Here is a 24,236-nt window from a genome sequence, read left to right as displayed (position 1 = left end):
GTCTGTCAGACGCGTGTGTCAGAGTCTGCGCATGCTCGAGATCGTGGTGAAGACGGAGAACGGGGAGCGGCACGTCCGTGTGTCCGCCGAGGAGCTGGCCGGTCTCGTCCGGCGTGTCGGCGATGAAGGGGACCGCTTCCTGGTGGTCCAGCGGATTCCGGACCTGCCTGATGTCTTCGCCCAGGTCTGGCACAAGACGGGTGGTGACTACACGCTTGAGCACCGGGACGGTGCCGCCACCCGCCACTTCCAGGTGACGACCGACGGGCCCGAGGCCGTGATCGCGGCGATGGCCGGCTGGGCGCACCAGGATGCGGGCTGGGACGCGGGGCTCGACTGGTCGCCGCTGGACATGGGCCCGGCCCGCGAGGTGCCGCCGCTCGACCTGGACGAGGGAGAGGGCGAGGAGCTGGAGCGGCGCGTCCGGGAGGTGCTGGCGGGCGGCTACGCCTCCCGCGCCGAACTGGCCGAGATCGCGGAGTACTACCTGGTCACCGAGGGCCGCCGCCCCGTCTCGCCCGAGCAGGCCGAGGCGCTGGTCGACCGGATGTGGCTGGAGCGGGTCGAGGAGCAGTCGAGCTGGCAGGGCGAGACGGACCCCGAGCGCCTGACCCGCGCGTTCGAGTCCCTGCGGGAGGCCGGCATCACGGCCCGCGAGCACTTCACCTGCTGCCGCACCTGTGGCGAGTCGGAGATCGGTGCCGAGGGCGAGCCCGACGCCCGCGGCTTCGTCTACTTCCACACCCAGTGCACGGACTCCGCCGCGGCGGGCCACGGACTGACGCTCCTGTACGGCGGCTTCGACGGCTCACGCGAGACGACGACGGCCATCGGCCACGAGGTCGTGGCCGCCCTGGAGGCGACCGGCCTCCCCACCGAGTGGGACGGGACCCCCGACCGAGCCATCACCCTCACTCCTCTGAACTGGCGCCGGCGCCTGGTCGGCTAGTCCGTTCCAAGAGGCAGTCCCTGAGCGCCGGCAGACGTTCCCGCCTCGTCGTGTGCCGTCCAGGGCCACCTCGCCTGGAGACCGGATTCGATGAGGGGGATCATGCGGAAGGCCGCGTCCGTCAGGCCGCCGAAGGTGTGGCGGTGGGGGCCCGTGGGGGCGTGGGCGGGGTGGTAGCCCGCCAGGTTCCAGGTGTAGACCGGGATCTCCGGTGGGACCGGTTCGGACGGGCCTCCGGAGTGGTACGGGGCGACCTGTTCGTCGGTGACGATCACTACTCGGTCGTGGTCCCGGTAGCGGTCCCGCAGGGCCTTCGTGGTGTGGGTGCCGCCGAGGCGGTGGAAGCGTTTCTCCACGTCGAGCACCGGTTCGCCCGGCGTGAACGGGACCTCCTTGGTGGACCAGCCGAACTCCACCAGGTCCGCCTGCTCGGCCCGCAGGGCCAGCGCGCAGCCGAAGACGGCCGCCGCTGCCGCCCGGGTCAGTGTGGATCGTTCCGAGACGGTGTCCCAGAACATGGAGTCCGACCGGTCCACCAGGATCAGCGTCCGGCCGGGCAGCGCCGGTACGTTGGCCAGGGAGTGGCCCAGTGCCTGTTCCAGCGCGTCCGCCCAGCACCGCTTCGGCGCGTGCTTGCGCGCGGCCAGATAGCGCATGGGGAACTGCCGGGACCTGGCGACCTCGTCGACGTCCGAGATCCTGGCCGCGACCCTGCCCGTGGCCTCTGCCGAGATCTTCGCGGCGTCGAAGTTCCGCAAATTCCGCAGCAGTGCCATCGGGCCCATCGCGGGGATCACGGCCTCCCACACCGCGGCGTCCAGTGGCCCGTGGAGCCAGCCCGCCAGGGCCTCCCACGTCATGCCGGCCGCGGCCAGCCGCTCGCTGCCGTCCGGCCCGGTCACCACGGACCGCCTCTCGTCCACGGGCAGTTCCATGAGGGCCCGGTGCGCCGTCAGCACGGTGTCGGAGGCCGGCGGAAGCGCCGTCTCCGGGTGGTGACGGCGGTCCAGGGCGTACCGGAAGAGCGCGCCCTGCCACGGCTTGTCCGGGTCGGGGGAAGCGTGCACCAGGTTGAGCACGTCACCGAAGCGGAACTCGTGGGACGCGGTGTCGTACTTCAGCAGGGACCGCGACGAGTACAGCCTGCGTACGGCGTCGGCGATGCCCCGCTTCACGGGTTGCGGCACGTTCCGTCCGTACGTCGCGGTCCAGTGGGCGAGCAACTCGCCGGGCTCGTCGGCCCGTTGGAGCACCGCGTCGATCACGGAACGGTTGGAGGGGCCGTCGGACGCGCCCGCCTCCAGCCGGGCCCGTACGTACGCGGCGGCGCCCACCAGGGACGCCGTACGCATGTTGCCCTCGCCGCGCAGCCAGCGCAGCAGGCCCGCAGTCCATGCGGGGTCCTCGACAGCGAGCCGCCCGACGAGCCGGACGTACCGTTCGTCGCGCTCCGTGCCGCTCTCGTAGAAGGTCCGCTGCGCGACGAAGTTGGCGACGGCCAACAGGAAGAGCTCGTCACGGGGTTCCCGGACGAAGGCCGGTCCGCCCTCGTACGTGTGGAACTGCTGCGGGGTGGGCTGATGGTGGATCTGCGGCTGCTGAGGCATCGCGCGGGCCGCCGCCGAAACGTGCGGGGCCACGAGCATCTCGGACCAGACTTTCGAGACGCGTCGGGTGTAGCGAGGCAGTGAATCCCCCCGGATCCAAAGGAAAGGAAAGGAACGGACGGCCCCGGGAAAGGTCCACCGGGGCCGAGGCGACCACGCCCACCGAGATCAGAGGTGGCGGCGGCGTCACTTGGTTTCGGAAGAAGTAGCCGCAGCCGAGCGCATCGGAGACGCGGTCGCGGGACCAACTTATGCGGGCCGCCCTGCCGGACACCACCGATTTAATGCCGATCGGGCCGTTGATGCCGGCCGATCCGGTCCGCGGTCGGCGTTGGGCCGATCACCGTCGCACCCTGGGGGCCGTCGCGTGGAAGCATGCGGCAATGGTCTTTCGACACCCCGACGGCGACTACGCGATCACCGCGATGTACTCCGTGCCCGATGACGCCTGGTATCTGGAACTGGATCACGTGGCTGGGCAACGGACTCTCGTGATCGCCATCGTCCCTGACGAGGATCCGGCACGGGAGCCGACGGTGTGCCTCAACCCGAATGCAGGGCACGCTGACGTTCCGTACGAGGTCATGCGGTGGTTCATGCATGAGGTCGATGAAGAGATCCGTAGCTCCCGTGCCTGGATGCGGCTGCGACCGGAGCTCGTCGAGATCATCTACCGACTCCGTCAGGAGCACATGGGCGTCATCGACGATGACGACTTTCCCCAGGTTCTGGCGGACGTGCGCACCGCGGTCCCCGAGGAGGACCTCCCCGCCGTTCTAGAGGCCGCCCTTGGGCGGAATCCTGACGGCACCACCATGGAACACCCGCAACTCCCCGGCCTGTAGACGGTCTCTGGCACGGCGCCCTCCCCTGATCACCCAGCGGAGGGCACCACGCCATGATCATGATCATCTCCCGCGCGCTGGCCGCACCCCTCGCCGGAGGCGATTGTGCGACGTCCCGTGAGTTCCCCTGAGCCTCGCTCAGTGACCGAGGCCGTGGCCAGGGGCTTCTCCCTCCTTCGAGTGTTCGCCCGACCAGTGACGTAACAGCCCTGGCCCAAGGAACGGACCCACTTCACCTCGCCGAGGTCCTCGGGCTCGATGAGAAGACCGCCATGTGCTGCGCGGACTCGGCCCGGCACCCCCTGGAAATCAGTGCCGAGTCGTTTCACGCCGTGAAAGCATCGGCAGATGATCAACGCTGAGGACCTTGTCGGCAAACGCCTGCTGAAGGTGACGACGTCCTGGCACCACTACCCGGAGACCGAGCCCTCTCTCCTCCACATGTGGTTGCACATGGACGGCCTCGGTCCCGTGCGGTTCCACACGCCGGGCGACAGGCTGTCCATGGAGATCAACCAGCCCCACGGCCCCTACGACATGGACGAATGCGGCCACACCGCGGTCGAGGACGACCTGCCCGACTTCCCCGTGACCCGGTTCGTCGGCCGGCAGATCCTCGCCGCCCGAGAGATCCGCTACCAGCACGGCACGTACGACTTCGCCGTCGGCATCACCGTCCGGTTTCCTACCGGCACCATCCGCATCCTCAACCTCGCGGACGAGATCGTCCTGGCTCATGACCAGCACCTGGGCCCGGTCGAGACGCATCTCCACGAGGCGACGACGCCCGCGAGTCAGGACGGGGTGTGACCGAGATACGCGCCAAGGGGCAACGAGATGATCTCGACGCCCTGAGCACACCTCGACTGTCACCCATTCGGCACGTGTCGCCAGCGCTGCCGTGGGGACGGGGCTTGTGACGGTTCTTGTGAGCCCTCGCCGTATTTCAGAGGGCTACCCGCTGTTCTGCCAGCGGCAGAACAGCAGCCGGACCGGGCTCGACGATCACTACAGTCCAGTCTCATGACGACCATGACGACGCGTACGGTCGAGTACCCGGCCGACGGTTTGACGATGATCGGGCACCTCGCGCTCCCGGCCGGTGTCGACCGCCGGCCCGCGGTGCTGCTCGGACCAGAGGGCACGGGGCTCAGCGACGTCGAGCGCCGCCGGGCCGACGCTCTCGCCGAACTGGGGTACATAGCGCTGGCCTTCGACCTTCACGGCGGGCGCTATCTGGGCGACCCCGAGGAGATGCTGGCCCGTTGCCTGCCGCTGCTCGCTGATCCCGACCGGATGCGGGGCATCGGCCAAGCGGCGCTCGACGTGTTGCGCGCCGAACCGCGGACCGACCCCGACCGGATCGCCGCCGTCGGCTACGGCACCGGGGGCGCCGTCGGGCTGGAACTCGGGCGCGGCGGCGTCAGCCTGCGCGCGATCGGAACGGTCAACGGACTGACCACGGGCCGACCGGGCGAGGCGGCGCGCATTCGCTGCCCGGTGTGGGCCGGGGTCGGGTCGGAAGACCCGATCATGCCGCCCGCGCAACGGAACGCGTTCACCGCCGAGATGCAGGCCGCGGGCGTCGACTGGCGCCTCACGGTCTACGGCGGCGCCTTGCACGCCTTCCACCACCCGCCGGTCGACCACCCCGTGGTCCCCGGCGTCGGCTACCACCCACGGCACGCGCAGCGAGCCTGGCGCGACGTCGTCGACCTGCTCGCCGAGTGCCTGCCCGTGACGGAGGATCCGGGGGCATGACCCAGGTACGCACGCTGGCGCCGGGCCTCCGTCCGTCCCCTGGAGCGGTACGCCCGCCCCGGCGTCGACGCGGCCGCCCGGCACGTCGCCGAGCGCGACCCTGCCACCCGCCGTCGCAGGCGAGTCCGAGCGCATCAGGACTTCAAGAACATCCCGCTGCCCCTTCGGCGCGCATCTCGGTCACACCCGAGGACGGCTCGCCGTGAGTCGGCACGGAGCTCGAGGGCCGACCCTCGCAGAGCGCAGCATCCGACCCGCGGGCCTGCCGCCGGGGTCCTCCGGCGCGGCTGGGGTCGCCGGGGCCTCGACCCCGGCCAGCCGTGATTCAGCGGTACTGCTCCGGAATCTCCCTCTCGTCTGAGCCGTCGGAGACGTACTCCATCCCCGGGTTCTCGACCTCGGCAACGACGATCCAGGGTCTATGCCCCTCCACCTCGCAGACCGCGTGCAGGCGCAGTTTCGCGTCCCCATACCCGTCCACCCAATCTCCCGGGTCCTGGAACCAGCTCGGCGGCTCGGAGTTGTCCATCTGCCGGTACACGAAGTCGCCGCGCTCCAGGCTCCGGATAGTGCTCTTGCGGCCGGGCGCGGCAACCCCGTCGACCCCGGGGCTGAATCGGGCGGCCCCCCAGATCACCGACGCCAGCTCCGTACGCATTGCTTCGTCGTAGTGCGGTCTGGCTGAGTGATCCCGTCCGGCCTCGTCGCGCACCGTGAGGGTGATCGTGTCGAGGTGATCCAGGCCGACCGGGCCGTCGAGTGTGGTGGTGAGCCTCAGACGGTTGGGGCCCACGCGGATCAGGCTGAAGGTCAGCTCAGGAGTCAACTCGCGGTGCCAGCGGTCGCGTTCGATCTTCGCCACCTCTCGCGCGGTGTCAGCCGAGTCCGCGGCGGCCGCCGCCGCTTTGCGGGTCGTCCAGTACGCCATGACCGCGGTGACCACCACCCCGACCGCGGCAGCAATGGCGCTGAGCGCCGTCCAGTCGTCAGTGTTCATGGCGCTGGACCGTAGCAGCAGCGGCGGCGGCCTCACCCGGTGGCTCAGAACCTCGACGTGACGTCGACAGCCGTCTCCCGGCATGCGGTGAAGGCCGTCGGGGCAAGCCCGAACGTGAATCTGAAGGATCGGAGGCGGTGACCGAGCTGCGGCATATTCACCACACTCGCACGTGGCCCAATCACCGTGAAGTCAAAAAGAGAAGGCCTAGACGTCCTTCACGAACACGATGCCTTCGATGTCGGCCAGGTGCGCCGGGGCGAGCGGCGCGTAGCCGAACCAAGGAGATACCCGCGGCGCGGGCGGGGAGTCGCCGAGGGCGGCGGCCAGACCGCGGGCGTCGATGACCGAGCACCCCTCCGGTCCCGCGTACAGGAGTCCCTCGACGGTGTCCCGCGGCGGGCTGTCCACTCCCTTGTGCCGGATCGTGCCGAGTGCCGTCGCCAGGAAGGCGTACTCCTCGCCCAGTTGGGCGCTCACGATCGCGCCCGCGCTCCACCACTCGACCGGCAGGCCGCCCATCCGCATCGTGCTCTTGTTCCGCTGGAGATGGCCGTTGTGGGCGTGGACCAGTACCGGGGCCCGGTCGACGGGGGCCGCAGGGTCGACGGCCCCGACGGCAGCGGCGTCGGCGTCGGCACCCGCGACAGCCAGGAGGTTGTCGGCCATCATCCGGTCCCGCAGGCTCACCAGCCGCGTCATGCGGCTCGGCGAGGTGTCGGCCATCCAGTAGTGGTAGCGGAGCAGACCGGTGGCCGTGCGGCCGTACAGACGTGCCCGGTCCCCGTCGTCCGGCGAGCTCGTCGCGATCAGGTGCGGCCCCTGCGCGTCGAGCAGCGCCACCAGGTCGTCGGCGAGCAGGCGCAGTTCCGTGGCATCGGCCGACTGCCCCACGGACCGGGACGGGTCCGTCATCGCGGCGGGATTCGTCCACCGGTCGTCGGGGCCGAGCAGGCGGTCGAGCGTGTCCAGGGTGCAGGTGGCGTCGAGCAGGTCCGTTTCCACCCGGGCGGAGAGGTAGCCGTGGAGTGCGGTGAGGGCCTCTCGGGGGCTCTCGGCGCCGGTGATCTCCAGCGGGCCGTCGAAGCCCGCGAAGCGGAGCCGGTCGGCCGCCGGGCGGCCGTCGTTGAAGGTACGCATCCAGCGGACGAGCTCGCGGTTGGCGGCCGACGCGCCCCAACCGTGGCTGAATCCCTGCTCCATGACCTGGTCGAGGGTGCCGGCACCCGTGGTGACGTAGTCGTCCACGAGCAGACCCCGCATGCAGTCGCTCTCGATGGTGATCGTCCGGTAGCCCTCCTGCTCGACGAGCTGCCGGAACAGTTCGTTGCGTACGTCGAGCAGCGCGTCCTCGCCGTGCGTGGGCTCGCCCAGGGCGAGCAGCCTCGGCCTGCCCCGGAGCAGGGCCATGACAGCGGCGGCGTCGACGGCATGGGTGACGTCCTTGATGTCGGTAGCCATGCCTTCAACGGTATCGTTGAACACTCGGTTGAGACTTTTGCGCGAAATCGGCGGCATCATGGGGCGAAACCTTCAAAGCAATGGACAGCTTCGGCCCGTCGATCTGGCGCGCGAGCACGGTCTGTCCACGCAGGCGATCCGGAATTACGAGGAGGCCGGCGCGCTGCCGGCCGCCGCCCGCACCCCCTCCGGATACCGCAGCTACACCTCGCTCCACGCGGGCGCGCTCCGCGCCTTCCTCGCCCTGCTGCCCGGCCACGGCCACCGGACGGCGACGGCGATCATGCGGGCGGTGAACGAGGGCGCGGCCGAGGAGGCGTTCCGTCTCGTCGACGAGAGCCACGCCCTGCTCCTCGACGACCGCCGGACCCTCCGGGCCGTCGAGAACGCCCTCCGCGACCTGGAGCCCACCGCCGCCACCACCGCGACCGAGCCCGGCGGCACGCTCGTCGTGCCGGGCGACACGTTCATCGGCCCCCTCGCGGAGAAGCTCGGCATCCGGCCCGCGACACTGCGCGCCTGGGAGCGCGCCGGGCTGGTGCGCCCGCGCCGCGATCCGCTCACCGGGTACCGCGTCTACGACGAGGCCGACGTGCGGGACGCCCGTCTTGTCCACCAACTCAGGCGTGGCGGCTACCTGTTGGAGCAGATCGCCCCGCTGATCACGCAGGTGCGGGCGGCCGGTGGTCTCCAGCCGCTGGAGGCCGCGCTCGGGGACTGGCGCGACCGGCTGTCCGCGCGCGGCCGGTCGATGCTGGCGGGGGCCGCGGCGCTGGAGGCGTATCTGCGCGAGCGGGAGCGCGGCTGAGACCTCGGCCTCCGAGGACACGGACCACGGGCCACGGGCCCACTCACGCGCCGGTCGCCGTCACCTCGTCCCCCGTGGCGGGGCCGTCGCCGCCCTCGCCGCCGCCCGCCACGTAACGGCGCAGCCCCGCGACCGACACCTCCTCCAGGCTCTCCGCGAAGATCCGCCCCGGTCGTGCCGGCACGGGCAGCATGGACGGGACGACGAGGACCGTGCAGCCCGCCGCGTCGGCCGAGGCCGCCCCGTCCGGGGAGTCCTCGACGGCGACGCACGCCGCGTCCGGTACGCCGAACCGGCGGGCGGCCGCGCGGTACGGGTCGGGATGCGGCTTCGTCCGTACGGTGTCGTCGGCCGAGAGGGTGAACGCGAAGGGGACGTGCGCGAGCGCGCCCCCGATGACCGAGTCCACCACCGACCGCGGCGACGCACTCACCAGGGCGAACGGCACGCCCTCCGCGACGAGTTCGGCCAGGAGCCGGCCCGCGCCTGGACGCAGCGGCGCACCCCGGTCGACCCGCTCCTGGAAGGCGGCGGTGAGTGCCGTCGCCACGCCGTCGGCGTCCGGGTTTCCCGTCACGCGTACGAGGTGGGCGGCGGTGTCCTCGACGGCGCGTCCGACGACCTCGGGGGCGTCCGCGTCCGTCAGCCGGTGGCCGATCCGTGCGGCGATCTCCACCGTGGCCTCCCACCAGAGGACCTCGGTGTCGACCAGGGTGCCGTCCATGTCGAAGAGGACGGCGGCGAGTTCGGTCACCGCTCCGCCCTCGGCGCGACGAGCGCGGGGTGCGGGGCGAGGCCGAGGGTGACGCGCGCGCCGGGGGTGAGCCCGGTCGCCTCCCGGGAGGAGAGGTCCGCCTTGACGCGCGTACCGGCGTGGTCGAGGTGGACGCGGGTGACGGAGCCGAGGAAGGAGGTGGAGACGACGGTGGCGTCGCCGTCGGCGGCCTCGGTCACGGTGACGTTCTCGGGGCGGACCAGGACGTCGACCTCGCGGAGCTTCGGGGCCTCGCCGTCGACGGGCAGGCGGATGCCCGCCACCTCGACCTCGCCGGAGTCCGTCAGGACGCCCGGGAGCCGGTTCATGGTGCCGACGAACTCGGCGACGAAGGGGGTCGCCGGGCGGCGGTAGAGCTCGGCCGGGGCGGCGCACTGCTCCAGCTTTCCGGCGTTGAGGACGGCGACGCGGTCCGCCATGGACAGCGCCTCCTCCTGGTCGTGGGTGACGAAGACCGTGGTGATGCCGAGGGAGAGCTGGAGGCGGCGGATCTCCTCCCGCAGGCTGAGCCGGACCTTGGCGTCGAGCGCGGACAGCGGCTCGTCGAGGAGCAGGACGCGGGGCCGCAGGGCGAGTGCCCGGGCGAGTGCCACGCGCTGCTGCTGGCCGCCCGACATCTGGTGCGGGTAGCGGTCCCCGTGCTGGGGCAGGCCGACGAGGTCGAGGAGTTCGGCGGCCCGGGCGCGCCGTTCGGCCGCCTTCACCTTCCGTACGCGCAGGCCGAAGGCGACGTTGTCGGCGGCCGTGAGGTTGGGGAAGAGGCTGTACGACTGGAACACCATGCCCGCGTCGCGGCGGTTGGCCGGGACCTGGGTGATGTCGGCGCCGTCGACGAGGACTTCGCCCGCGTCGGGTCGCTCGAAGCCGGCGAGGACGCGGAGCGCGGTGGTCTTGCCGCAGCCCGACGGGCCGAGCAGGGCGAGGAGTTTGCCGGGCTCGACGGTCAGGTCGAGTCCGTCGAGTGCGATGGTGGTGCCGAACGTGCGGCGCAGGCCCCGGAATTCGACGCGCGCCCCGCCGACCGCGACCGGCTCGGTCCGCTCCGCTGTTGCTGTGGACGAGGACATGGGTCAGGACTCCTTGGGCGAAGTGCGGGACGGCGTACGGGAACTGCGGGCCTTGCGGGCGGAGCTCGGAGCGCCGGGTGTGCTGGTCGGCGCCGTTCCCGCCCTGGAGAGGGCGAGCAGCAGGACCCAGGTGATGACGAGGCTGAGCAGGGACACGGCCACCGACATCCGGGCGTGGGCTCCGGAGATGGACACGATCCACACCGCGAAGGGCCGGAAGCCGAGCAGCGAGGCGATGGTGAACTCGCCGAGGACCAGGGCCAGGGTGAGGAACGCGGCGCCCGCGAGCGAGGAGCGCAGGTTGGGCAGGATGACGCGGAACATCACGTACGGCCAGCTCGCCCCGCAGCTGCGCGCGGCCTCGACGAGCGTGGGGACGTCGACGGCGCGCAGTCCGGCGTCGAGGGACCGGTACACGAACGGCAGGGCCATCACCGTGTACGCGAGGACCAGGACGAACGGGAAGCTCTCGTTCTGCACCGCGAGGAAGGTCTGGTAGAGCGGGGTCCGCGAGAGGTGGTCGGGGCCCCAGCGCAGGACGGTGCTGATGCCGGTGACGAGCGCGATGGGCGGCACCACCAGCGGCAGCATGCACATCACCTCGACGACCGGCCGCAGCCGGGGCGCCCCGATCCGTACGGCCACCAGGGCGGGTACGGCGAGCAGCAGCGCGAGGACGATCGTCGCGGCCGCCAGGCCCAGGGAGAGCAGCAGGCTCTCGGTGAAGCCGTCGGCGGCGAGCAGCGCGGTGTACGCCTCGAAGGAGACGCCCTGGCCGGGCGTGTGCACGGTGAAGACGAACGAGGCGATCAGCGGGACGAGGAAGTAGGCGCCGCCGAGGCCGAGGACGACTCCGCGCCAGACGCGGGGCCGACGCCGGGTCCGGGTCCGCGTGGGTGCGGCGGGTGGGACCGTGTCCGCGTCGTCCGTGCCGGGCCTCGGTGCGGCCTCCCGGGCGGTGGGGGTCATCGCAGCCATCGGGCGCTCCTGCGCTGGAGGGGGAGGTAGACGGCCATGACGAGTCCGGCGATGAGGATCATGTCGAGGCCGAGGGCGAGGGCGACGTTCTCCTGGCCGACGAGGACGTTCCCGGAGAGGGCGTCCGCGATCTTGAGGGTGACCAGGGGGACGGATCCGCCGACGAGCGCCGCCGCGGTGGCGTGCGCGGCGAAGGCGCTGCCGAAGAGCAGCACGAACCCGCCGAGCAGGGACGGCGCGAGGACGGGGATGCCGACGTGGCGCCAGTACTGCCACCCGCCGGCGCCCGCGTTCTGCGCGGCCTCGCGCCACTGGGGGCGCAGCCCGTCGAGCGCGGGGAGGATCACCAGGACCATGAGCGGGATGAGGAAGTACAGGTAGACCACGGCGAGGCCGGTGAACGAGTACAGGTTCCAGCCGAGGCTGCTCAGGTCGGCGAGCTGGGTGACGACGCCGGAGATGCCGACGGTCGCGATGAACGCGAACGCGAGGGGGACGCCGCCGAAGTTGGCGAGGACTCCGGAGGCGGTGAGTACGGCGTTGCGCAGCGCCTGGGAGCGGGAGGTGACGACGGCCTGGGCGATGAGGACACCGAGGACCGAGGCGATGAGCGCGGTGAGGGCGGAGAGCTGGACGCTGCCGACGAGGGAGCCCAGGTAGGGCCCCTGGAGGGAGCGGCTCAGGTGCTCGCCGGTCAGGGCGGTGGCGCCGGTGCCGGGGTCGGTGCGGGTCACGGCGCCGTACAGGAGGGCGCCGAGCGGCAGGCCGAAGCACAGCCCGGTGAAGGCGATGAGGGGGAGGGCGGCGAGCCACGTGCGCGGGCCGCGCCGCCGGCGGCGGGTGCCGCCGGCGGTTCCCCCGGTGGGGGTGGAGGAGGCGGAGGACATCAGGAGACGGCCTTGTCCCACTTCTCGGCGAGGGTGGCCTTGGCCTTGTCGAGCTCGGCGGAGGCCGGGAAGGCGGGGGTGCCGGTGACGGCGGGCAGCTTGGCGACGAAGGTCTTGTCGGCGGTGCCGTCGGCGGTCATGGCCGGGAGGAGCACCGGGCGGGCGTAGCCCTTGAGCCAGAGGTTCTGGCCCTCGGCGCTGTAGAGGTACTCCATCCACAGGCGGGCGGCCGCGGGGTGCGGGGCGTCCTTGTTGACGGCCTGCGAGTAGAACTGGGCGTAGACGCCGTCGGTGGGCACGGCGACCTGCCAGTCGACGCCCTTGTCCTTGAACTGGTCGGCGTAGCCGGCGTTCAGGTAGTCCCAGTCGATGCTGATGGGCGTCTCGCCCTTCTCGACCGTGGCCGGGGTGGACTCGACGGGGATGAAGTTGCCGCTCTTCTTCAGCTTGCCGAAGAAGTCGATGCCGGGCTGGATGTCGGCGAAGGAGCCCTTGTCGGCGAGGGCCGCCGCGTACACACCGCCGAAGGCGGAGCCGGACTTGGTCGGGTTGCCGTTGAGGGCGACCTTGCCCTTGTACTCCGGCTTGAGCAGGTCGGCGAAGGTCTTCGGGCAGTTGGGGATGCGCTTGGCGTCGCAGCCGATGGAGACGTAGCCGCCGTAGTCGTTGTACCAGCGGCCGGCCTCGTCCTTCTGGGCGGCGGGGATCTTGTCCCAGGCCTCGACCTTGTACGGGGCGAACAGGCCCTCCTCGGCGCCGCTGCGGGCGAAGGCGATGCCGAGGTCGAGGACGTCGGGGGCGCGCTTCTGGCCCTTGCGGGACTTGACGGCGGCGATCTCGTCGGCGCTCGCGGCGTCCGGGTTCTCGCTCTCGATCTTGATGCCGTACCTGGTCTCGAAGGTCTTGATCAGTTCGCCGTAGTTGGCCCAGTCCGGCGGGAGCGCGATGACGTGGAGGGCGCCTTCCTGCTTGGCCGCCTTGACGAGGGCGTCCATGCCGCCGAAGTCCTTGGCCGACGCCGCGGTGGCCGCCTTGGCACCGTCGCCGTTGGCTCCGGCCTCACCCTCGGGTGCGGCGCCACAGGCGGTGACGGTGGTCAGGACGGCGGCGCCGAGCAGCACGGCGGCACCGCGGAGGGGGGTTCTGCGCACGGGTTCTCCCAGAAGCGAGTGAAGGAACTTGTCTGAACAAGCCGCCCTTAGTTCGCCCTTACATCCTGTCCGCAAAATGAACGGAACATGACCGGCTCCGGGCGCCTCCCGGAAGAGCCGGGTGCGGTGAACACCAGGTGAATGCAGTGAACTTGGACCTATCGGGGAACTCACCGCGGGGCCGTCCGGTCGGGTTAGGCTGCCCCCTGCACAACACACGCTGTGACCAGCTGTGCACAGCGATACGCAACCACACGCAAGAAGGGGGATGCCGTGACGGCGCTCTACGTGGAGATCGCGGAGGGACTCCGCCGCTCGATCCTCAGCGGCGAGTACGCCGTCGGTGCCCGCCTGCCCTCCGAGAGCGACCTCGCCACCCGCTGGGCGGCGTCGCGCGGCACGGTACGCCAGGCCGTCGCCCTGCTCACCTCCGAAGGGCTCATCGGCTCACGCCAGGGCGCCCGCCGCATCGTCCTCCGCAGGGAGCGCCGGCACAGCTTCGCCGAGCTCCACAGCTTCGCCCAGTGGGCGCGGGCCATGGGCTACCAGGCGACCAGCCACTTCCTCCACCGGGAACGCCGTACGGCCACCCCCGAGGAGGCACGCCGGCTCGTCCTGCCGGAGGGGGCGGGGGTCCTGGACGTCCTGCGCCTGCGGCTCCTGGACGGCGAACCCGTCATGGTGGAACGTACGGCGTACGCGGGCTGGGTCGCCCCGACGGTCGAGGCGCTGCCCGTCGACTGTGCCTCGATCATGGACAGCATGGCGGAGGAGGCCGGGATCATCGCGCACTACGGCGAGCACCTCATCGACGCCGTCCCGGCCGGCAGCGACGACGCCCGGCTGCTCCGGGTCCGCCGGGGAAGCCCGCTACTGCGCCAGCGGCACCTGACCAGCAATCCGGACGGCCGCCCGATCGAATGGACCGAGGACCGCTACCGCGCGGGCAGCGTGACCTTCAACGTGAGCAACTCGGTGGGGACGGCGCCACTGGTGAGGGATCCGGGCTCGCTGCTGATGTGATCCGGGTGCGGGCTCCGCACCCGGAAACGACGAAGTGGTGGCCGAGATCGCTCTCGACCACCACTTCGTACGACGAGTCGTCGTGTCCGAGGGGGGACTTGAACCCCCACGCCCGATAAAGGGCACTAGCACCTCAAGCTAGCGCGTCTGCCATTCCGCCACCCGGACAAGGTGTGCGTCGCGGTGAGTGATGATCACCCGCAGCGACAAGATGAATATATCAGGGCTCTGACCTGCACTTCACCTCCGTTTCCCCGGAATCCCGCCACACGTACCGCAATGGGTGCTGTACGCAGCGTGATCACCGGTGATTCACTGGCGGCATGCCATTCCAGAACTACGGCGTGCTCGTGGGGACCCTCGACGACCACTTCCGGGACGACGAGGACGACCAGGGGCGCTGGTTCCACGTCAATCTGAAGGTGGACGCGCCCGCCGGGCAGTACCACTGCGCCATCGACGTCGACAGTCACAAGTCCAACGTGGGGGTGCAGTGGAAGACCTTCACCCTGAAGGCCTCCCTCGTCGGGCCCGCCGCCGCCCTCTCCCCCGGCTACCTCGACCTCGCGCCCACCCCCGACTCCGGCGCCATGGACTACCTGCGCCACCCGGAACTGGTGGACCACACCGGGGTCCTCTTCGAACGCCGTCCCCCGTCCTGGCTCCAGGAACTCCTGGACCTGCTGGGCTCGCGACCGTGGCAGGCGGGCTCCAACGAGGACGCCGCAGACGCGCTGGAGCCGATGCTCGTGCGGGGGCGGCACACGCTCGTCTTCGGCGAACCGTTCGTCGACGACGCCGAGGGACGCCTCGGCATGCACAACATCCACCAGAACCAGGGAGACCCGATCGGCTCCCAGTGGTGGCCGGAGAACGGCATCTGGCAGGACGGCGCGACGCTCACCCGGCGCCCGGACGGCCGGTACGACGTCTTCCTGAACAAGTTCTCCAGCCAGGCGGCGCGGACGGACAGCGCGGGGCACCCGGTCGCCTGACCAGGGCCGGTCGCGCACCGAACGGGGCCGGGGCGAGCATGCCCCGGCCCCGTTCGACGGGACCCTACGGTGCCATCTCGTACGTGCCGGACAGCGCCTCGACGCGCTGCCAGACCCGGCCCGAGCGGGCCTCGTCGACGACCGGGCGCCGGACGGCTCCCAGGGCCCACGCCTGCTGCTGCTCGCTGGCGGAGTCCTTGCCGTGCAGCTCGACCGCATGGGCGGAGAAGTCCCGTACGAGCACGGCGAACAGCTCGTCGAGGACGTCCTCGTCGAGTTCCGTCAGGCGGGCCTGCTCCAGGACCAGCTGGCCGTGCACGACGAGCGCGAAGAGCTGGCCGACGGCGAGGAGGAGGTCGAGGTCGCGGCTCTGCTCCTCGTCGGGCGCGGCGGTGCGGACGAACTCGCAGAGTGCGTCGGCCTGTTCGCGGAAGCGGGCGACGTTCGGCACTCCGGCGTACGTGTCGTACGCCGGGCGCCAGTCGTGGAAGCGGACGGAGCCCAGACCGCGGGCCGGTCCCTGACGGAAGAGGAAGGTGTCGTCGGCCGCGTCCAGCCGGGTGGGTACGGGCTCGTAGTCGGCCGGCGCGAGGAGGTGGTTGCGCATGAACTTCAGGATCAGCGCCAGGTTGACGTGGACCGTGCCCTCCAGCTTCGGCAGGCCGCGGATCTCGACGGCCGCCTGGGCGAAGTAGTTGTCCTTCTCGAAGCCCTTGGCGGCGATGACGTCCCACATCAGGTCGATGACCTTCTCGCCCTCCGTGGTCACCTTCATCTTCGTCATCGGGTTGAAGAGGAGGTAGCGGCGGTCGTCGGGACCGGCGGAGCGGAAGTAGTCGACGGCGCGGTCGCTGAACATCTTCATGCCGACGAGACGGACGTACGCGTCGGCGAGCTCGCGCCGCACGTGCGGGAAGGCGGTGACGGGGCGGCCGTAGAGGATGCGGTTCTGGGCGTGGGTGACGGCCTCGTACATCGCGTGCTCGCAGATGCCGATCGAGGCGGTGCACAGGTTGAACTTGCCGACGTTGACGGTGTTGAGGGCGGCGTCGAAGGCGGCGCGGCCGGTGTGCAGGACGTCCTCGGCGGCGACCGGGTAGTCCTCCAGACGGAACTCGCTGACGAACTTCGAGGAGTCGACGACGTTCTTGACGAGGTGGTACGCCGGGTGGCGGCTGTCGGCGGCGAAGAACACGTAGCCGTCGGGGCCCTCGACGTCGGTACGGCGGCCGAAGACGGAGACGAGTCCGGCGGCGTTGCCGTTGCCGATGTAGTACTTGGAACCGGTGGCGCGGAAGCCGCCGTCGGCCTCAGGCTCCAGAAGCATGTCGGTGGAGTAGATGTCGGCGCCGTGGGTCTTCTCGGAGAGACCGAAGGCGAACACCTCGCCCTGGGCGAGGAGTTCGGCGGCGCGGGCGCGGGCGGCGGCGTTGTCGCTCTGCCAGACCGGGCCGAGGCCGAGGATGGTGACCTGCCAGGCGTACCAGTAGTCGAGTCCGTAGAAGCCGAGGATCTCGTTGAGGGCGGCGATACGGGCGGTGTCCCAGCGCTTGTCCTGCCCGCCCTCGGAGGCGTCGCCCCCCGCCTCGGCGGACGGCGTCAGGAAGGTCTCGAACAGGCCCTCCTTGGCGGAGAAGGCGAGGAAGTCGCCCAGCCAGGCCCGGGTGCGGTAGTCCTCGATGATCCGGCGCTTGCCGCGCGCCTCGAACCAGTCGACGGTGGCGCGGAGCAGCCGCCGGGTCTCGGGGTCGAAGTGCGCCGGGTCGTAGGTGTGCGGGTTGAACAGCAGCGAGTCGGCCATGGCTCCGTCTTTCGGTCCGGTGGGGTGCGGTGAAGTGGGGTGGAGTGGTGGAGTGCGGTGGACGCGGTGGTCGTGGCGGTTCGGGGCGCGTCTCAGCGCGCCGCGGCGAGCCGGTGGAGGGTGGCGAGGACGTCGTCGAGCCAGGCCAGCGTCATCCGTTCGTACGCGATGCCCCCGCGCAGTACGACGTGCTGGAGCTCCCGGCCGGCGTCGAGCGGGCCGGCGGCGGGCGAGTCCTCGTCGGCTTCCGGCCCCGGGAAATCGCGTTCCTCGCCCGCGAGGTAGTGGGCGAGGCGCTCGGTGTGCGCGCTCCGGTGCCGCTCGACCTCGTGGATCAGCGCGGCCGGGTCGTCGAAGGCCGCGCCCCGGATCTTCACGGCGAGGTCGTGCCGGATGCTCTCGGGCTCGATGGGTTCGTGGATCCAGCTGGACAGCACGGCCTGACCGAGGTCCGCGACGGTGTACTCCTTCTTGTCCGGACGGCCCTGCTGCGGCACGTCCCGGACGTCGACCCAGCCGTCGCTCTGCATCCGCTTGAGCACGCGGTAGATCTGCTGATGGCTGGCGGTCCAGAAGTACCCGATGGACCGCTCGAAGCGCCGGGCCAGCTCGTAGCCGGATCCGGGCTTCTCAAGGAGGGACACGAGAATCGCGTGTTCGATCGCCACACCCGGAATCCTTCTATGCAACTCGTTGCATAGGCAAGCGCGACCGCCCGGGTGAGACGCGGCTCACCCGCGCGGCGCGGAGACACCCGGGGCCGACGGGGGTACGCCCTCAAGATCCAGGGTGTGCCGAAACGCTCGGCGAGCACGGCCGTCGGGCTCACCTCAGGTCGGCGGCCTTGTCGAGTTCCTCGTCGAGGGCCATCGCGGCGGTGATGAGGGCGAGGTGGGTGAACGCCTGGGGGAAGTTACCGAGTTGCTCACCGGTGCGGCCGATCTCCTCCGCGAAGAGGCCGACGTGGTTGGCGTATGTGAGCATCTTGTCCATCGCGTAGCGGGCCTGGTCGAGGCGGCCGGCCCGGGCGAGGGCCTCCACGTAGAGGAAGCTGCAGAGCGAGAAGGTGCCCTCGGAGCCGCGCAGTCCGTCGGGGGACGCCTCGGGGTTGTAGCGGTAGACGAGGCTGTCGGTGACGAGTTCGCGGTCCATGGCGTCGAGCGTGGAGAGCCACGAGGGCGCCTTCGGCGAGATGAAGCCGACGAGCGGCATGAGCAGCAGGGACGCGTCGAGCACCTCGCTGTCGTAGTGCTGGACGAAGGCCTTGCGCTCCGGATTCCAGCCGCGTTCCATGACCTGGACCAGGATCGCGTCGCGCTGCGCGGTCCAGCGCGAAAGGTCGGCGGGACGGGCGTACTCGTGGGCGAGACGGATGCCGCGGTCCAGGGCCACCCAGCACATCATCCGGCTGTACGTGAAGTCCTTGCGTCCGCCGCGCGTCTCCCAGATGCCCTCGTCGGGTCGGTCCCAGTTGTCGCAGAGCCAGTCGAGGAGCGCGGCGAACCCCTTCCACCCCTCGTAGCCTGCGAGTTCGGCCAGATCCGGCGAGTGGGTCATCGCGTAGGCGAACTCGCCGTAGATGTCGAGCTGGAGCTGGTCGGCGGCGCCGTTCCCGGCCCGTACGGGGTAGGAGTCGCGGTAGCCGGACAGGTGCGGCAGGACCTCCTCGGACAGCCGGGGGTCGCCGTCGACCCGGTACATGATCTGCATCGGCTCGGCGCCCGGCGGGCGGGCGGCGCGGCCGCGGCCGCCGAGCCAGCGACGGAAGGCGTCGGCCTCCTCGATGTATCCGAGGTCGAGCAGGACCCGCACCGAGAACGACGCGTCACGGATCCAGGTGTAGCGGTAGTCCCAGTTCCGCTCCCCGCCGATCTGCTCGGGGAGCCCCATGGTGGGGGCGGCGATCGGGGCGCCGGAGGGAGCGTAGATGAGCAGCTTGAGCGTGATGGCCGAGCGGTTGACCATGCTCTGCCAGCGGCCGCGATAGCGGCACCGGCGCATCCATCCGTGCCAGAAGACGCGGGTCTCCTCCAGCGCCGCCTGGACGGCCTCCTCGGTGATCGGCTCGGGGGCGACGGCTCCCGGGGCGGAGGTCTCCAGGACGATTCCGGCGGTCTGGCCGTGCCGGAGGGTGACGGTGGCGCGCACGTCCTGCCCGTCCGCTTCCAGGGGGACGCTGCTCCGCAGGTGGACGTCGAGGTCGGGGCCGTGGAAGGTGGCGGCGGCGCCGTCGAGCATGAGGGTGTGCGGCGCGCGCCCGTAGTCGAAGCGCGGCCGGCACGCGACGTCGAAGGTGAGGGTGCCGCGCACGACGCGCAGGGCCCGCACGAGGCGGTGCCGGTCGGTGGGTACGTCCGGCCGGTCGCTCACCGGCATGAAGTCGACGACCTCGCCCACCCCCTCCGGGGTGAGGAACCGGGTGATCAGGACGGCCGTGTCGGGCAGGTAGAGCTGGCGGACGGTGACCTCGTCGTGCGCGGGGGCGATGGTGAAGTGGCCGCCGCGCTCCTGGTCGAGCAGTGAGGCGAAGATGCTCGGCGAGTCGAATCGGGGCGCACAGAACCAGTCGACGGCGCCGTCGGCGGAGATCAGGGCGGCGCTCTGCAGGTCGCCGATCAGACCGTGGTTGGCGATCGGGGGGTACTCGGGCACGAGCGACCTCGATTTCTCCCGCGGCTCCGGGCAGCCTTCGGTGCCACCTCGGCGCCACTCCTCGGCGACACCTCGGCGACACCTCGGCGCCGCTGCTCGGTGCCACTCCTCGGGTCCACGCAACCGGTAGCCGGGCGTCCCGGCAACGCGGAGGGACCGACCGGGCGAACCCCGCCGTGTCTCCGGACGCCTCCGTGCGCACTCCCTTCCCTGCTGTCCGACCGGTCGGTATGTTGCCGGTGTCGCTGCTCGCGACTGCCGAGTTCTCGTGGAGGACGCCATGCAAGAGACCCCGTCGACCGAGGGGCACTGCGACCCCCGCTTCGCCGCCGTACGAGAGGCCTTCGAGGACAACTTCCGTACGAGGGACGAGCTCGGGGCCGCCGTGACGGTCCAGGTCCACGGCGAGACCGTGGTCGACCTGTGGGCCGGCTGGGCGGACGCGGCCCGCACGCGCCCGTGGGAACGCGACACCGTGGTGAACGTCTGGTCCACGACCAAGGGCGTGACCGCGCTCTGCGCCCATCTGCTCGCGGACCGGGGACTGCTCGACCTGGACGCGCCTGTCGCCACCTACTGGCCGGAGTTCGCCGCCGCCGGCAAGGAGGGGCTTCCCGTACGCCATCTCCTCTCGCACCGCGCAGGGCTGTCCGGCCTGCGCGAGCCGCTCACGCTCGCCGAGTTCTACGACTGGGAGGTGACGACGGCCCGGCTCGCGGCGACGGAGCCCTGGTGGGAGCCCGGCACCCGGTCCGGCTACCACGCGATGACGTACGGCTTCCTGGTCGGCGAGGTGATCCGGCGCATCACGGGACGGCTGCCGGGAGCCTTCCTCCACGACGAGATCACGGGCCCCCTCGGCATCGACTTCACGATCGGGCTGCCGGAGAAGGAGGCGGGCCGGGCCGCCGAGCTCGTCCACCCCCGCACCTCGTCCGCGAGCGCACAGGCCGCGATCTTCGCCCAGTTGGAGCCCGCGGCGCAGGCCGCCCTGGCCAACCCGCTCGTCGGCGTCACCGAGGCCAACAGCCCCGAGTGGCGCGCCGCCGAGCTGCCCGCGGCCAACGGCCACGGGACGGCGCGCGCGGTCGCCCGGCTATACGGCTTCCTCGCCGGGCACGGCGGGGTCGGCGGGCACGGCGGGGTCGGCGGGGTCGGCGGGGTCGGCGGGGTCGGCGGGGTCGGCGGGGTCGGCGAGCGCAGGATCCTCTCCGCGGCGGCCGTCGAGAGGGCCCGCGAAGGCCAGGGGGCCTGCCGGGACCTGGTCCTTGGCGCGGGCTTCGCCCACGACACGGAGTGCGCCCTCGGCCTGTGGCTGAGCGGCCCCAACGCCTCGTACGGCCCGAATCCACGCGCCTTCGGCCACGACGGCTTCGGCGGGTCCTGCGGCCTGGCGGACCCCGAGTCGGGAGTCTCACTGGGTTACGTGATGAACCGCATGGGTCCGCACATCGCCGACGACCCCCGGAAGATGGCCCTGGTCGAGGCGCTGTACACGGCACTCTGACACCCGGCTACGACGGGAACCGGCCATTCGGCCGGCTGGGACGGAGGGCATGATTCCGGCATTGAGGGGCGTCCACGGCTGGACCACTCACCCGTGGACGCCCGTCTCGCCGCCACCACAGAGCCCGCCGGCACCCTGCCGCCCGGCCGAGAGCGCGGCCGGATCTGTGCGGGTGCTACTCCCCGGGCGAGCGTCCGGCGCTCCGACCACCGGGCCACGATGGCGGCGTAGCGGGAGGCGCCGGATCGAGAGGCTCCGAAGGGGCTGAACTGGGGAATCGGTACCGCCCCTTCCGCTTCCCATGCCGATCCGATCAGGCTCGACTCCCCTCTTGAACAAGGGCCCCTAAAAGAACATCAGTAAATTTCCGTAAGCACTTGCACACCCTCACTCGCCGCTCCCGCCGCCGCGCCCGTCCCGACCCGAGGGACACCCCTCGTCGCTTGAACCACATGGACGCGCGTAGATGGGCCGAAAGGCGTTCTTGCCGCCGGGCCGCCCGGATTCGAGGATTCCCTTGTCGAGATTGACAGGTTCATGGCGAGTCGAACTCCCTCGCCGGGGACCCGCCCGCTCGGCGCCGAAGGGATCGCCCACCCAGCGGTTCCCCCCACTCCCCCACCGGAGGATCCAGTGAACCTCAAGCGTCTGTCCCCCCTCGGCGGCGCGGCCAAGGGCGCACGGCTGATCGCCGTGACCTCCGCCCTGCTCGCCGCCTCAGCGCTTGCCGTCCCCGCCTCGTCCGCCGCCACGACCGGGGAAGGCCGGGCCACCGCCGCCCAGCTCGCCGTCGCCGACCAGGCGGTACGCGGAGCCGACGTTCCCGGCACCGCGTGGTACACCGACCAGGCGACCGGGAAGATCGTCCTCACCGCCGACTCCACGGTCTCCGCCGCCGAGATCGCCGAGATCAAGAAGGCGGCGGGCGACCGCGCCGCCAGCCTGGAGATCAAGCGGACGCCCGGCACGTTCAACAAGCTCATCGCGGGCGGCCAGGCCATCTACGCGGGCGGCGGGCGCTGCTCGCTCGGCTTCAACGTCCGCAGCGGCTCCACCTACTACGCCCTGACCGCCGGTCACTGCACCAACATCGGCAGCACCTGGTACACCAACTCGTCCAGCACCACGGTGCTCGGCACCCGGGCCGGCACCAGCTTCCCGACCAACGACTACGGCATCATCCGGCACTCCAACGCCTCGGCGGCGGACGGCCGCGTCTACCTCTACAACGGCACCTACCGCGACATCACCGGCGCGGGCAACGCCTCCGTCGGTCAGTCCGTGCAGCGCAGCGGCAGCACCACCGGTCTGCACGGCGGAACGGTCACCGGCCTCAACGCGACCGTCAACTACGGCGGCGGCGACATCGTCTACGGCCTGATCCAGACCAACGTCTGCGCCGAGCCCGGCGACAGCGGCGGCGCGCTCTTCTCCGGCACGACGGCGCTCGGCCTCACCTCCGGCGGCAGCGGCAACTGCTCCAGCGGCGGCACGACGTTCTTCCAGCCGGTGACGGAGGCGCTGAGCGCGTACGGCGTCAGCGTCTTCTGACAACGGCGTGAGCGCTTCCGGCAAGGCGTGAAAGTCTTCTGACCTCTCGGTCCGCACCCGCGCACACAGGCCGGCGGCCCCCTCGGGGCCGCCGGCCCCGCCGCGCTCACGGCGCCCGCGCGCGCCGCCCGTCCTCCTCAGCCGATCAGCCGATCAGGCGATCAGGCGATCCATCAGGCGTTCCACCAGCAGGAATCCGCCGATGGCGATCATCATGGCACCGGACACCCGGGTGACGACCCGGGCCGCGGAGGGCCTGGTGCTCAGGACCGTGCGGGCGAGCACCCCGACGGCGAGGTAGACCACTGCGCAGGCCGTCATGTGGAGCGTGCCGAGCAGCCCCGTCTGGGCGGCGACCGGCCAGCCGCCCGCGCTGTCGATGAACTGCGGGAACAACGAGAAGTACAGGATCAACGCCTTGGGATTCAGGCCACTGATCCCCGCGCCCTTCAGCATGATCCGCCCCCGCGAGGAGGCCATGGTCTGCGTGGACGCGGCGAGCACGGCCGGCCGGCGCAGCACGCCCCAGCCCAGCCACATCAGGTAGCCGGCCCCGGCGACGGTCAGCGCGGTGAGGGCGGTCGCCGAGCTCGCCACGATCACCACCAGGCCGGCCACGGCGAGCAGCGTGTACCCGGCGTATCCGGCTATCAGCCCGGCGACCGCCGGAACGACCGACCGGTCCCGCAGCCCGGCCGAGATCGCGTAGGCCCAGTCCGCGCCCGGCGTGAACACCAGCAGCAGATCCACTGCCAGGAATGCCGCCACCGTCGTCGTGTCCATCGATCGATCCCTCTCGCGCTTCGTGCTTCGAGAGGGAAGATTAGGCCTGATATGCCCGAAAGTGTTTGCGCACTTACCCCATGATCGGCGCTGGAGGGGGAGAATATTCTCCATGGATGCCCTGGACCGGAAGATTCTCACCGAGCTGCAGATGGACGGTCGTCTGACCGTGACCGAGCTGGCCGCCCGCGTACAGCTGAGCGTCTCGCCCTGCCACCGGCGGCTGCGCGACCTCGAACGGGAGGGCGCCATCCGCGGCTACCGCGCCGTCGTCGACCCGGCGGCCGTCGGTCTGCACTTCGAAGCGCTCGTCTTCGCCACCCTGCGCTGGGAGGACCGCGACACCGTCACGGCCTTCGAAGAGGCCGTGACGGCCATCCCGCACGTCATCCAGGCCCAGCGCCTCTTCGGCGAGCCCGACTACCTCCTGCGCGTCGCCACCACCGACCTGGTCGCCTACCAGCAGCTCTACGACGAGAAGCTGGCCAAGCTGCCGGGGGTCCAGCGGCTGACGTCGACCCTCGTCATGAAGAACGTCATCGACGACCGTCCGCTGCCGGAGTAGGCCGTAGGCCCCGCACCGCTCGCCACCACCCTCGGACCCGCCCCCGGTGGTCGAGTCCCGCCGTCGTCCGGCC

Annotated in this window: 22 protein-coding genes and 1 tRNA gene; 10 read left to right on the top strand and 13 right to left on the bottom strand. The window is 71.2% G+C overall.

Annotated features, from left to right (window positions below):
- Positions 1 to 31 precede the first annotated feature (31 nt).
- The gene (locus tag E0F75_RS21860; RefSeq protein ID WP_187624238.1) at positions 32 to 949 is read left to right on the top strand and encodes a hypothetical protein; all 918 of its coding nucleotides are present in this window, start codon (positions 32 to 34) and stop codon (positions 947 to 949) included.
- Here E0F75_RS21860 and E0F75_RS21855 read toward each other — a convergent pair.
- Positions 946 to 2,556 (bottom strand): TROVE domain-containing protein, encoded by a 1,611-nt coding sequence (locus E0F75_RS21855; protein WP_229312780.1) that lies wholly within the window; start codon positions 2,554 to 2,556, stop codon positions 946 to 948. The genes E0F75_RS21860 and E0F75_RS21855 overlap by 4 nt on opposite strands.
- A 383-nt stretch (positions 2,557 to 2,939) precedes the next feature.
- Between E0F75_RS21855 and E0F75_RS21850 the strand changes: the two genes are divergently transcribed.
- The 3 genes from E0F75_RS21850 to E0F75_RS21840 all read left to right on the top strand — a co-directional run bounded on the left by E0F75_RS21850 (position 2,940) and on the right by E0F75_RS21840 (position 5,162).
- A complete protein-coding gene (locus E0F75_RS21850; RefSeq protein ID WP_187624380.1) occupies positions 2,940 to 3,401 on the top strand; it encodes a hypothetical protein in 462 nt (153 codons plus the stop codon).
- A gap of 348 nt (positions 3,402 to 3,749) precedes the next feature.
- A complete protein-coding gene (locus E0F75_RS21845) occupies positions 3,750 to 4,211 on the top strand; it encodes a hypothetical protein (RefSeq protein ID WP_187624236.1) in 462 nt (153 codons plus the stop codon).
- Positions 4,212 to 4,424: 213 nt separating this feature from the next.
- Positions 4,425 to 5,162, top strand: coding sequence for a dienelactone hydrolase family protein (locus E0F75_RS21840; RefSeq protein WP_187624235.1), 738 nt, complete (start codon positions 4,425 to 4,427; stop codon positions 5,160 to 5,162).
- 325 nt (positions 5,163 to 5,487) lie between these two features.
- Here the strand turns inward: E0F75_RS21840 and E0F75_RS21835 are convergent, their stop codons facing one another.
- Together E0F75_RS21835 and E0F75_RS21830 are read right to left on the bottom strand one after the other, a co-directional pair.
- Positions 5,488 to 6,159 (bottom strand): hypothetical protein, encoded by a 672-nt coding sequence (locus tag E0F75_RS21835; RefSeq protein WP_187624234.1) that lies wholly within the window; start codon positions 6,157 to 6,159, stop codon positions 5,488 to 5,490.
- Between the two features lie 207 nt (positions 6,160 to 6,366).
- Positions 6,367 to 7,620, bottom strand: a complete 1,254-nt coding sequence (locus E0F75_RS21830) for an erythromycin esterase family protein (RefSeq protein ID WP_187624233.1) — start codon at positions 7,618 to 7,620, stop codon at positions 6,367 to 6,369.
- Between the two features lie 58 nt (positions 7,621 to 7,678).
- Between E0F75_RS21830 and E0F75_RS21825 the strand changes: the two genes are divergently transcribed.
- Positions 7,679 to 8,428: a TioE family transcriptional regulator gene (locus E0F75_RS21825; protein ID WP_187624232.1), complete on the top strand. Its 750-nt coding sequence runs from the start codon at positions 7,679 to 7,681 to the stop codon at positions 8,426 to 8,428.
- Positions 8,429 to 8,471: 43 nt separating this feature from the next.
- Here the strand turns inward: E0F75_RS21825 and E0F75_RS21820 are convergent, their stop codons facing one another.
- The 5 genes from E0F75_RS21820 to E0F75_RS21800 are packed head-to-tail and all read right to left on the bottom strand — an operon-like array spanning position 8,472 to position 13,253.
- The gene (locus E0F75_RS21820) at positions 8,472 to 9,182 is read right to left on the bottom strand and encodes an HAD family phosphatase (RefSeq protein ID WP_308189594.1); all 711 of its coding nucleotides are present in this window, start codon (positions 9,180 to 9,182) and stop codon (positions 8,472 to 8,474) included.
- Positions 9,179 to 10,270 carry an ABC transporter ATP-binding protein gene (locus E0F75_RS21815; protein ID WP_187624231.1) on the bottom strand — a complete coding sequence of 364 codons (1,092 nt, stop codon included), beginning with the start codon at positions 10,268 to 10,270 and terminating at the stop codon, positions 9,179 to 9,181. Before E0F75_RS21815 ends, E0F75_RS21820 begins: the two co-directional genes overlap by 4 nt.
- Before the next feature lie 3 nt (positions 10,271 to 10,273).
- Positions 10,274 to 11,248, bottom strand: coding sequence for an ABC transporter permease (locus E0F75_RS21810; protein WP_187624230.1), 975 nt, complete (start codon positions 11,246 to 11,248; stop codon positions 10,274 to 10,276).
- Complete coding sequence (locus tag E0F75_RS21805) at positions 11,236 to 12,135, bottom strand: ABC transporter permease subunit (RefSeq protein WP_187624229.1); 900 nt, start codon at positions 12,133 to 12,135, stop codon at positions 11,236 to 11,238. Before E0F75_RS21805 ends, E0F75_RS21810 begins: the two co-directional genes overlap by 13 nt.
- A complete protein-coding gene (locus E0F75_RS21800) occupies positions 12,135 to 13,253 on the bottom strand; it encodes an ABC transporter substrate-binding protein (protein WP_187624378.1) in 1,119 nt (372 codons plus the stop codon). The genes E0F75_RS21805 and E0F75_RS21800 overlap by 1 nt, the downstream gene beginning before the upstream one ends.
- A 306-nt stretch (positions 13,254 to 13,559) precedes the next feature.
- On the opposite strand from E0F75_RS21800, the gene E0F75_RS21795 reads away from it, so the two are divergent.
- A complete protein-coding gene (locus E0F75_RS21795; protein WP_187624228.1) occupies positions 13,560 to 14,309 on the top strand; it encodes a GntR family transcriptional regulator in 750 nt (249 codons plus the stop codon).
- 83 nt (positions 14,310 to 14,392) lie between these two features.
- On the opposite strand, the gene E0F75_RS21790 is transcribed toward E0F75_RS21795, so the two are convergent.
- Positions 14,393 to 14,477, bottom strand: a tRNA-Leu gene (locus E0F75_RS21790).
- 155 nt (positions 14,478 to 14,632) lie between these two features.
- On the opposite strand from E0F75_RS21790, the gene E0F75_RS21785 reads away from it, so the two are divergent.
- The gene (locus tag E0F75_RS21785) at positions 14,633 to 15,304 is read left to right on the top strand and encodes a DUF2278 family protein (protein WP_187624227.1); all 672 of its coding nucleotides are present in this window, start codon (positions 14,633 to 14,635) and stop codon (positions 15,302 to 15,304) included.
- Between the two features lie 64 nt (positions 15,305 to 15,368).
- Here the strand turns inward: E0F75_RS21785 and E0F75_RS21780 are convergent, their stop codons facing one another.
- From E0F75_RS21780 to E0F75_RS21770, 3 genes are all read right to left on the bottom strand, one after another.
- Complete coding sequence (locus tag E0F75_RS21780) at positions 15,369 to 17,105, bottom strand: acyl-CoA dehydrogenase family protein (RefSeq protein ID WP_187624226.1); 1,737 nt, start codon at positions 17,103 to 17,105, stop codon at positions 15,369 to 15,371.
- 92 nt (positions 17,106 to 17,197) lie between these two features.
- Positions 17,198 to 17,773, bottom strand: a complete 576-nt coding sequence (locus E0F75_RS21775; RefSeq protein ID WP_187624225.1) for a PadR family transcriptional regulator — start codon at positions 17,771 to 17,773, stop codon at positions 17,198 to 17,200.
- 157 nt (positions 17,774 to 17,930) lie between these two features.
- Positions 17,931 to 19,757 carry a glycoside hydrolase family 15 protein gene (locus tag E0F75_RS21770; protein ID WP_187624224.1) on the bottom strand — a complete coding sequence of 609 codons (1,827 nt, stop codon included), beginning with the start codon at positions 19,755 to 19,757 and terminating at the stop codon, positions 17,931 to 17,933.
- Between the two features lie 280 nt (positions 19,758 to 20,037).
- Here E0F75_RS21770 and E0F75_RS21765 point away from each other — a divergent pair, with 280 nt between their 5' ends.
- Together E0F75_RS21765 and E0F75_RS21760 are read left to right on the top strand one after the other, a co-directional pair.
- On the top strand, positions 20,038 to 21,264 hold the full coding sequence (locus E0F75_RS21765; RefSeq protein WP_187624223.1) for a serine hydrolase domain-containing protein: 1,227 nt from the start codon (positions 20,038 to 20,040) through the stop codon (positions 21,262 to 21,264).
- A gap of 633 nt (positions 21,265 to 21,897) precedes the next feature.
- Positions 21,898 to 22,815 (top strand): S1 family peptidase, encoded by a 918-nt coding sequence (locus E0F75_RS21760; RefSeq protein ID WP_187624222.1) that lies wholly within the window; start codon positions 21,898 to 21,900, stop codon positions 22,813 to 22,815.
- A 153-nt stretch (positions 22,816 to 22,968) separates the two neighbouring features.
- Here E0F75_RS21760 and E0F75_RS21755 read toward each other — a convergent pair whose 3' ends face one another.
- Positions 22,969 to 23,598 (bottom strand): LysE family translocator, encoded by a 630-nt coding sequence (locus E0F75_RS21755; protein WP_187624221.1) that lies wholly within the window; start codon positions 23,596 to 23,598, stop codon positions 22,969 to 22,971.
- 112 nt (positions 23,599 to 23,710) lie between these two features.
- Here E0F75_RS21755 and E0F75_RS21750 point away from each other — a divergent pair, with 112 nt between their 5' ends.
- Positions 23,711 to 24,163, top strand: a complete 453-nt coding sequence (locus tag E0F75_RS21750; RefSeq protein ID WP_187624220.1) for an Lrp/AsnC family transcriptional regulator — start codon at positions 23,711 to 23,713, stop codon at positions 24,161 to 24,163.
- The last annotated feature ends 73 nt before the right edge of the window (positions 24,164 to 24,236 follow it).

Source organism: Streptomyces sp. CB02980 (assembly GCF_014451325.2).
Lineage (GTDB): Bacteria > Actinomycetota > Actinomycetes > Streptomycetales > Streptomycetaceae > Streptomyces.
The sequence above is the reverse complement of the archived record's forward strand: the minus strand, read 5'-3'. Positions and strand labels throughout refer to the sequence as shown.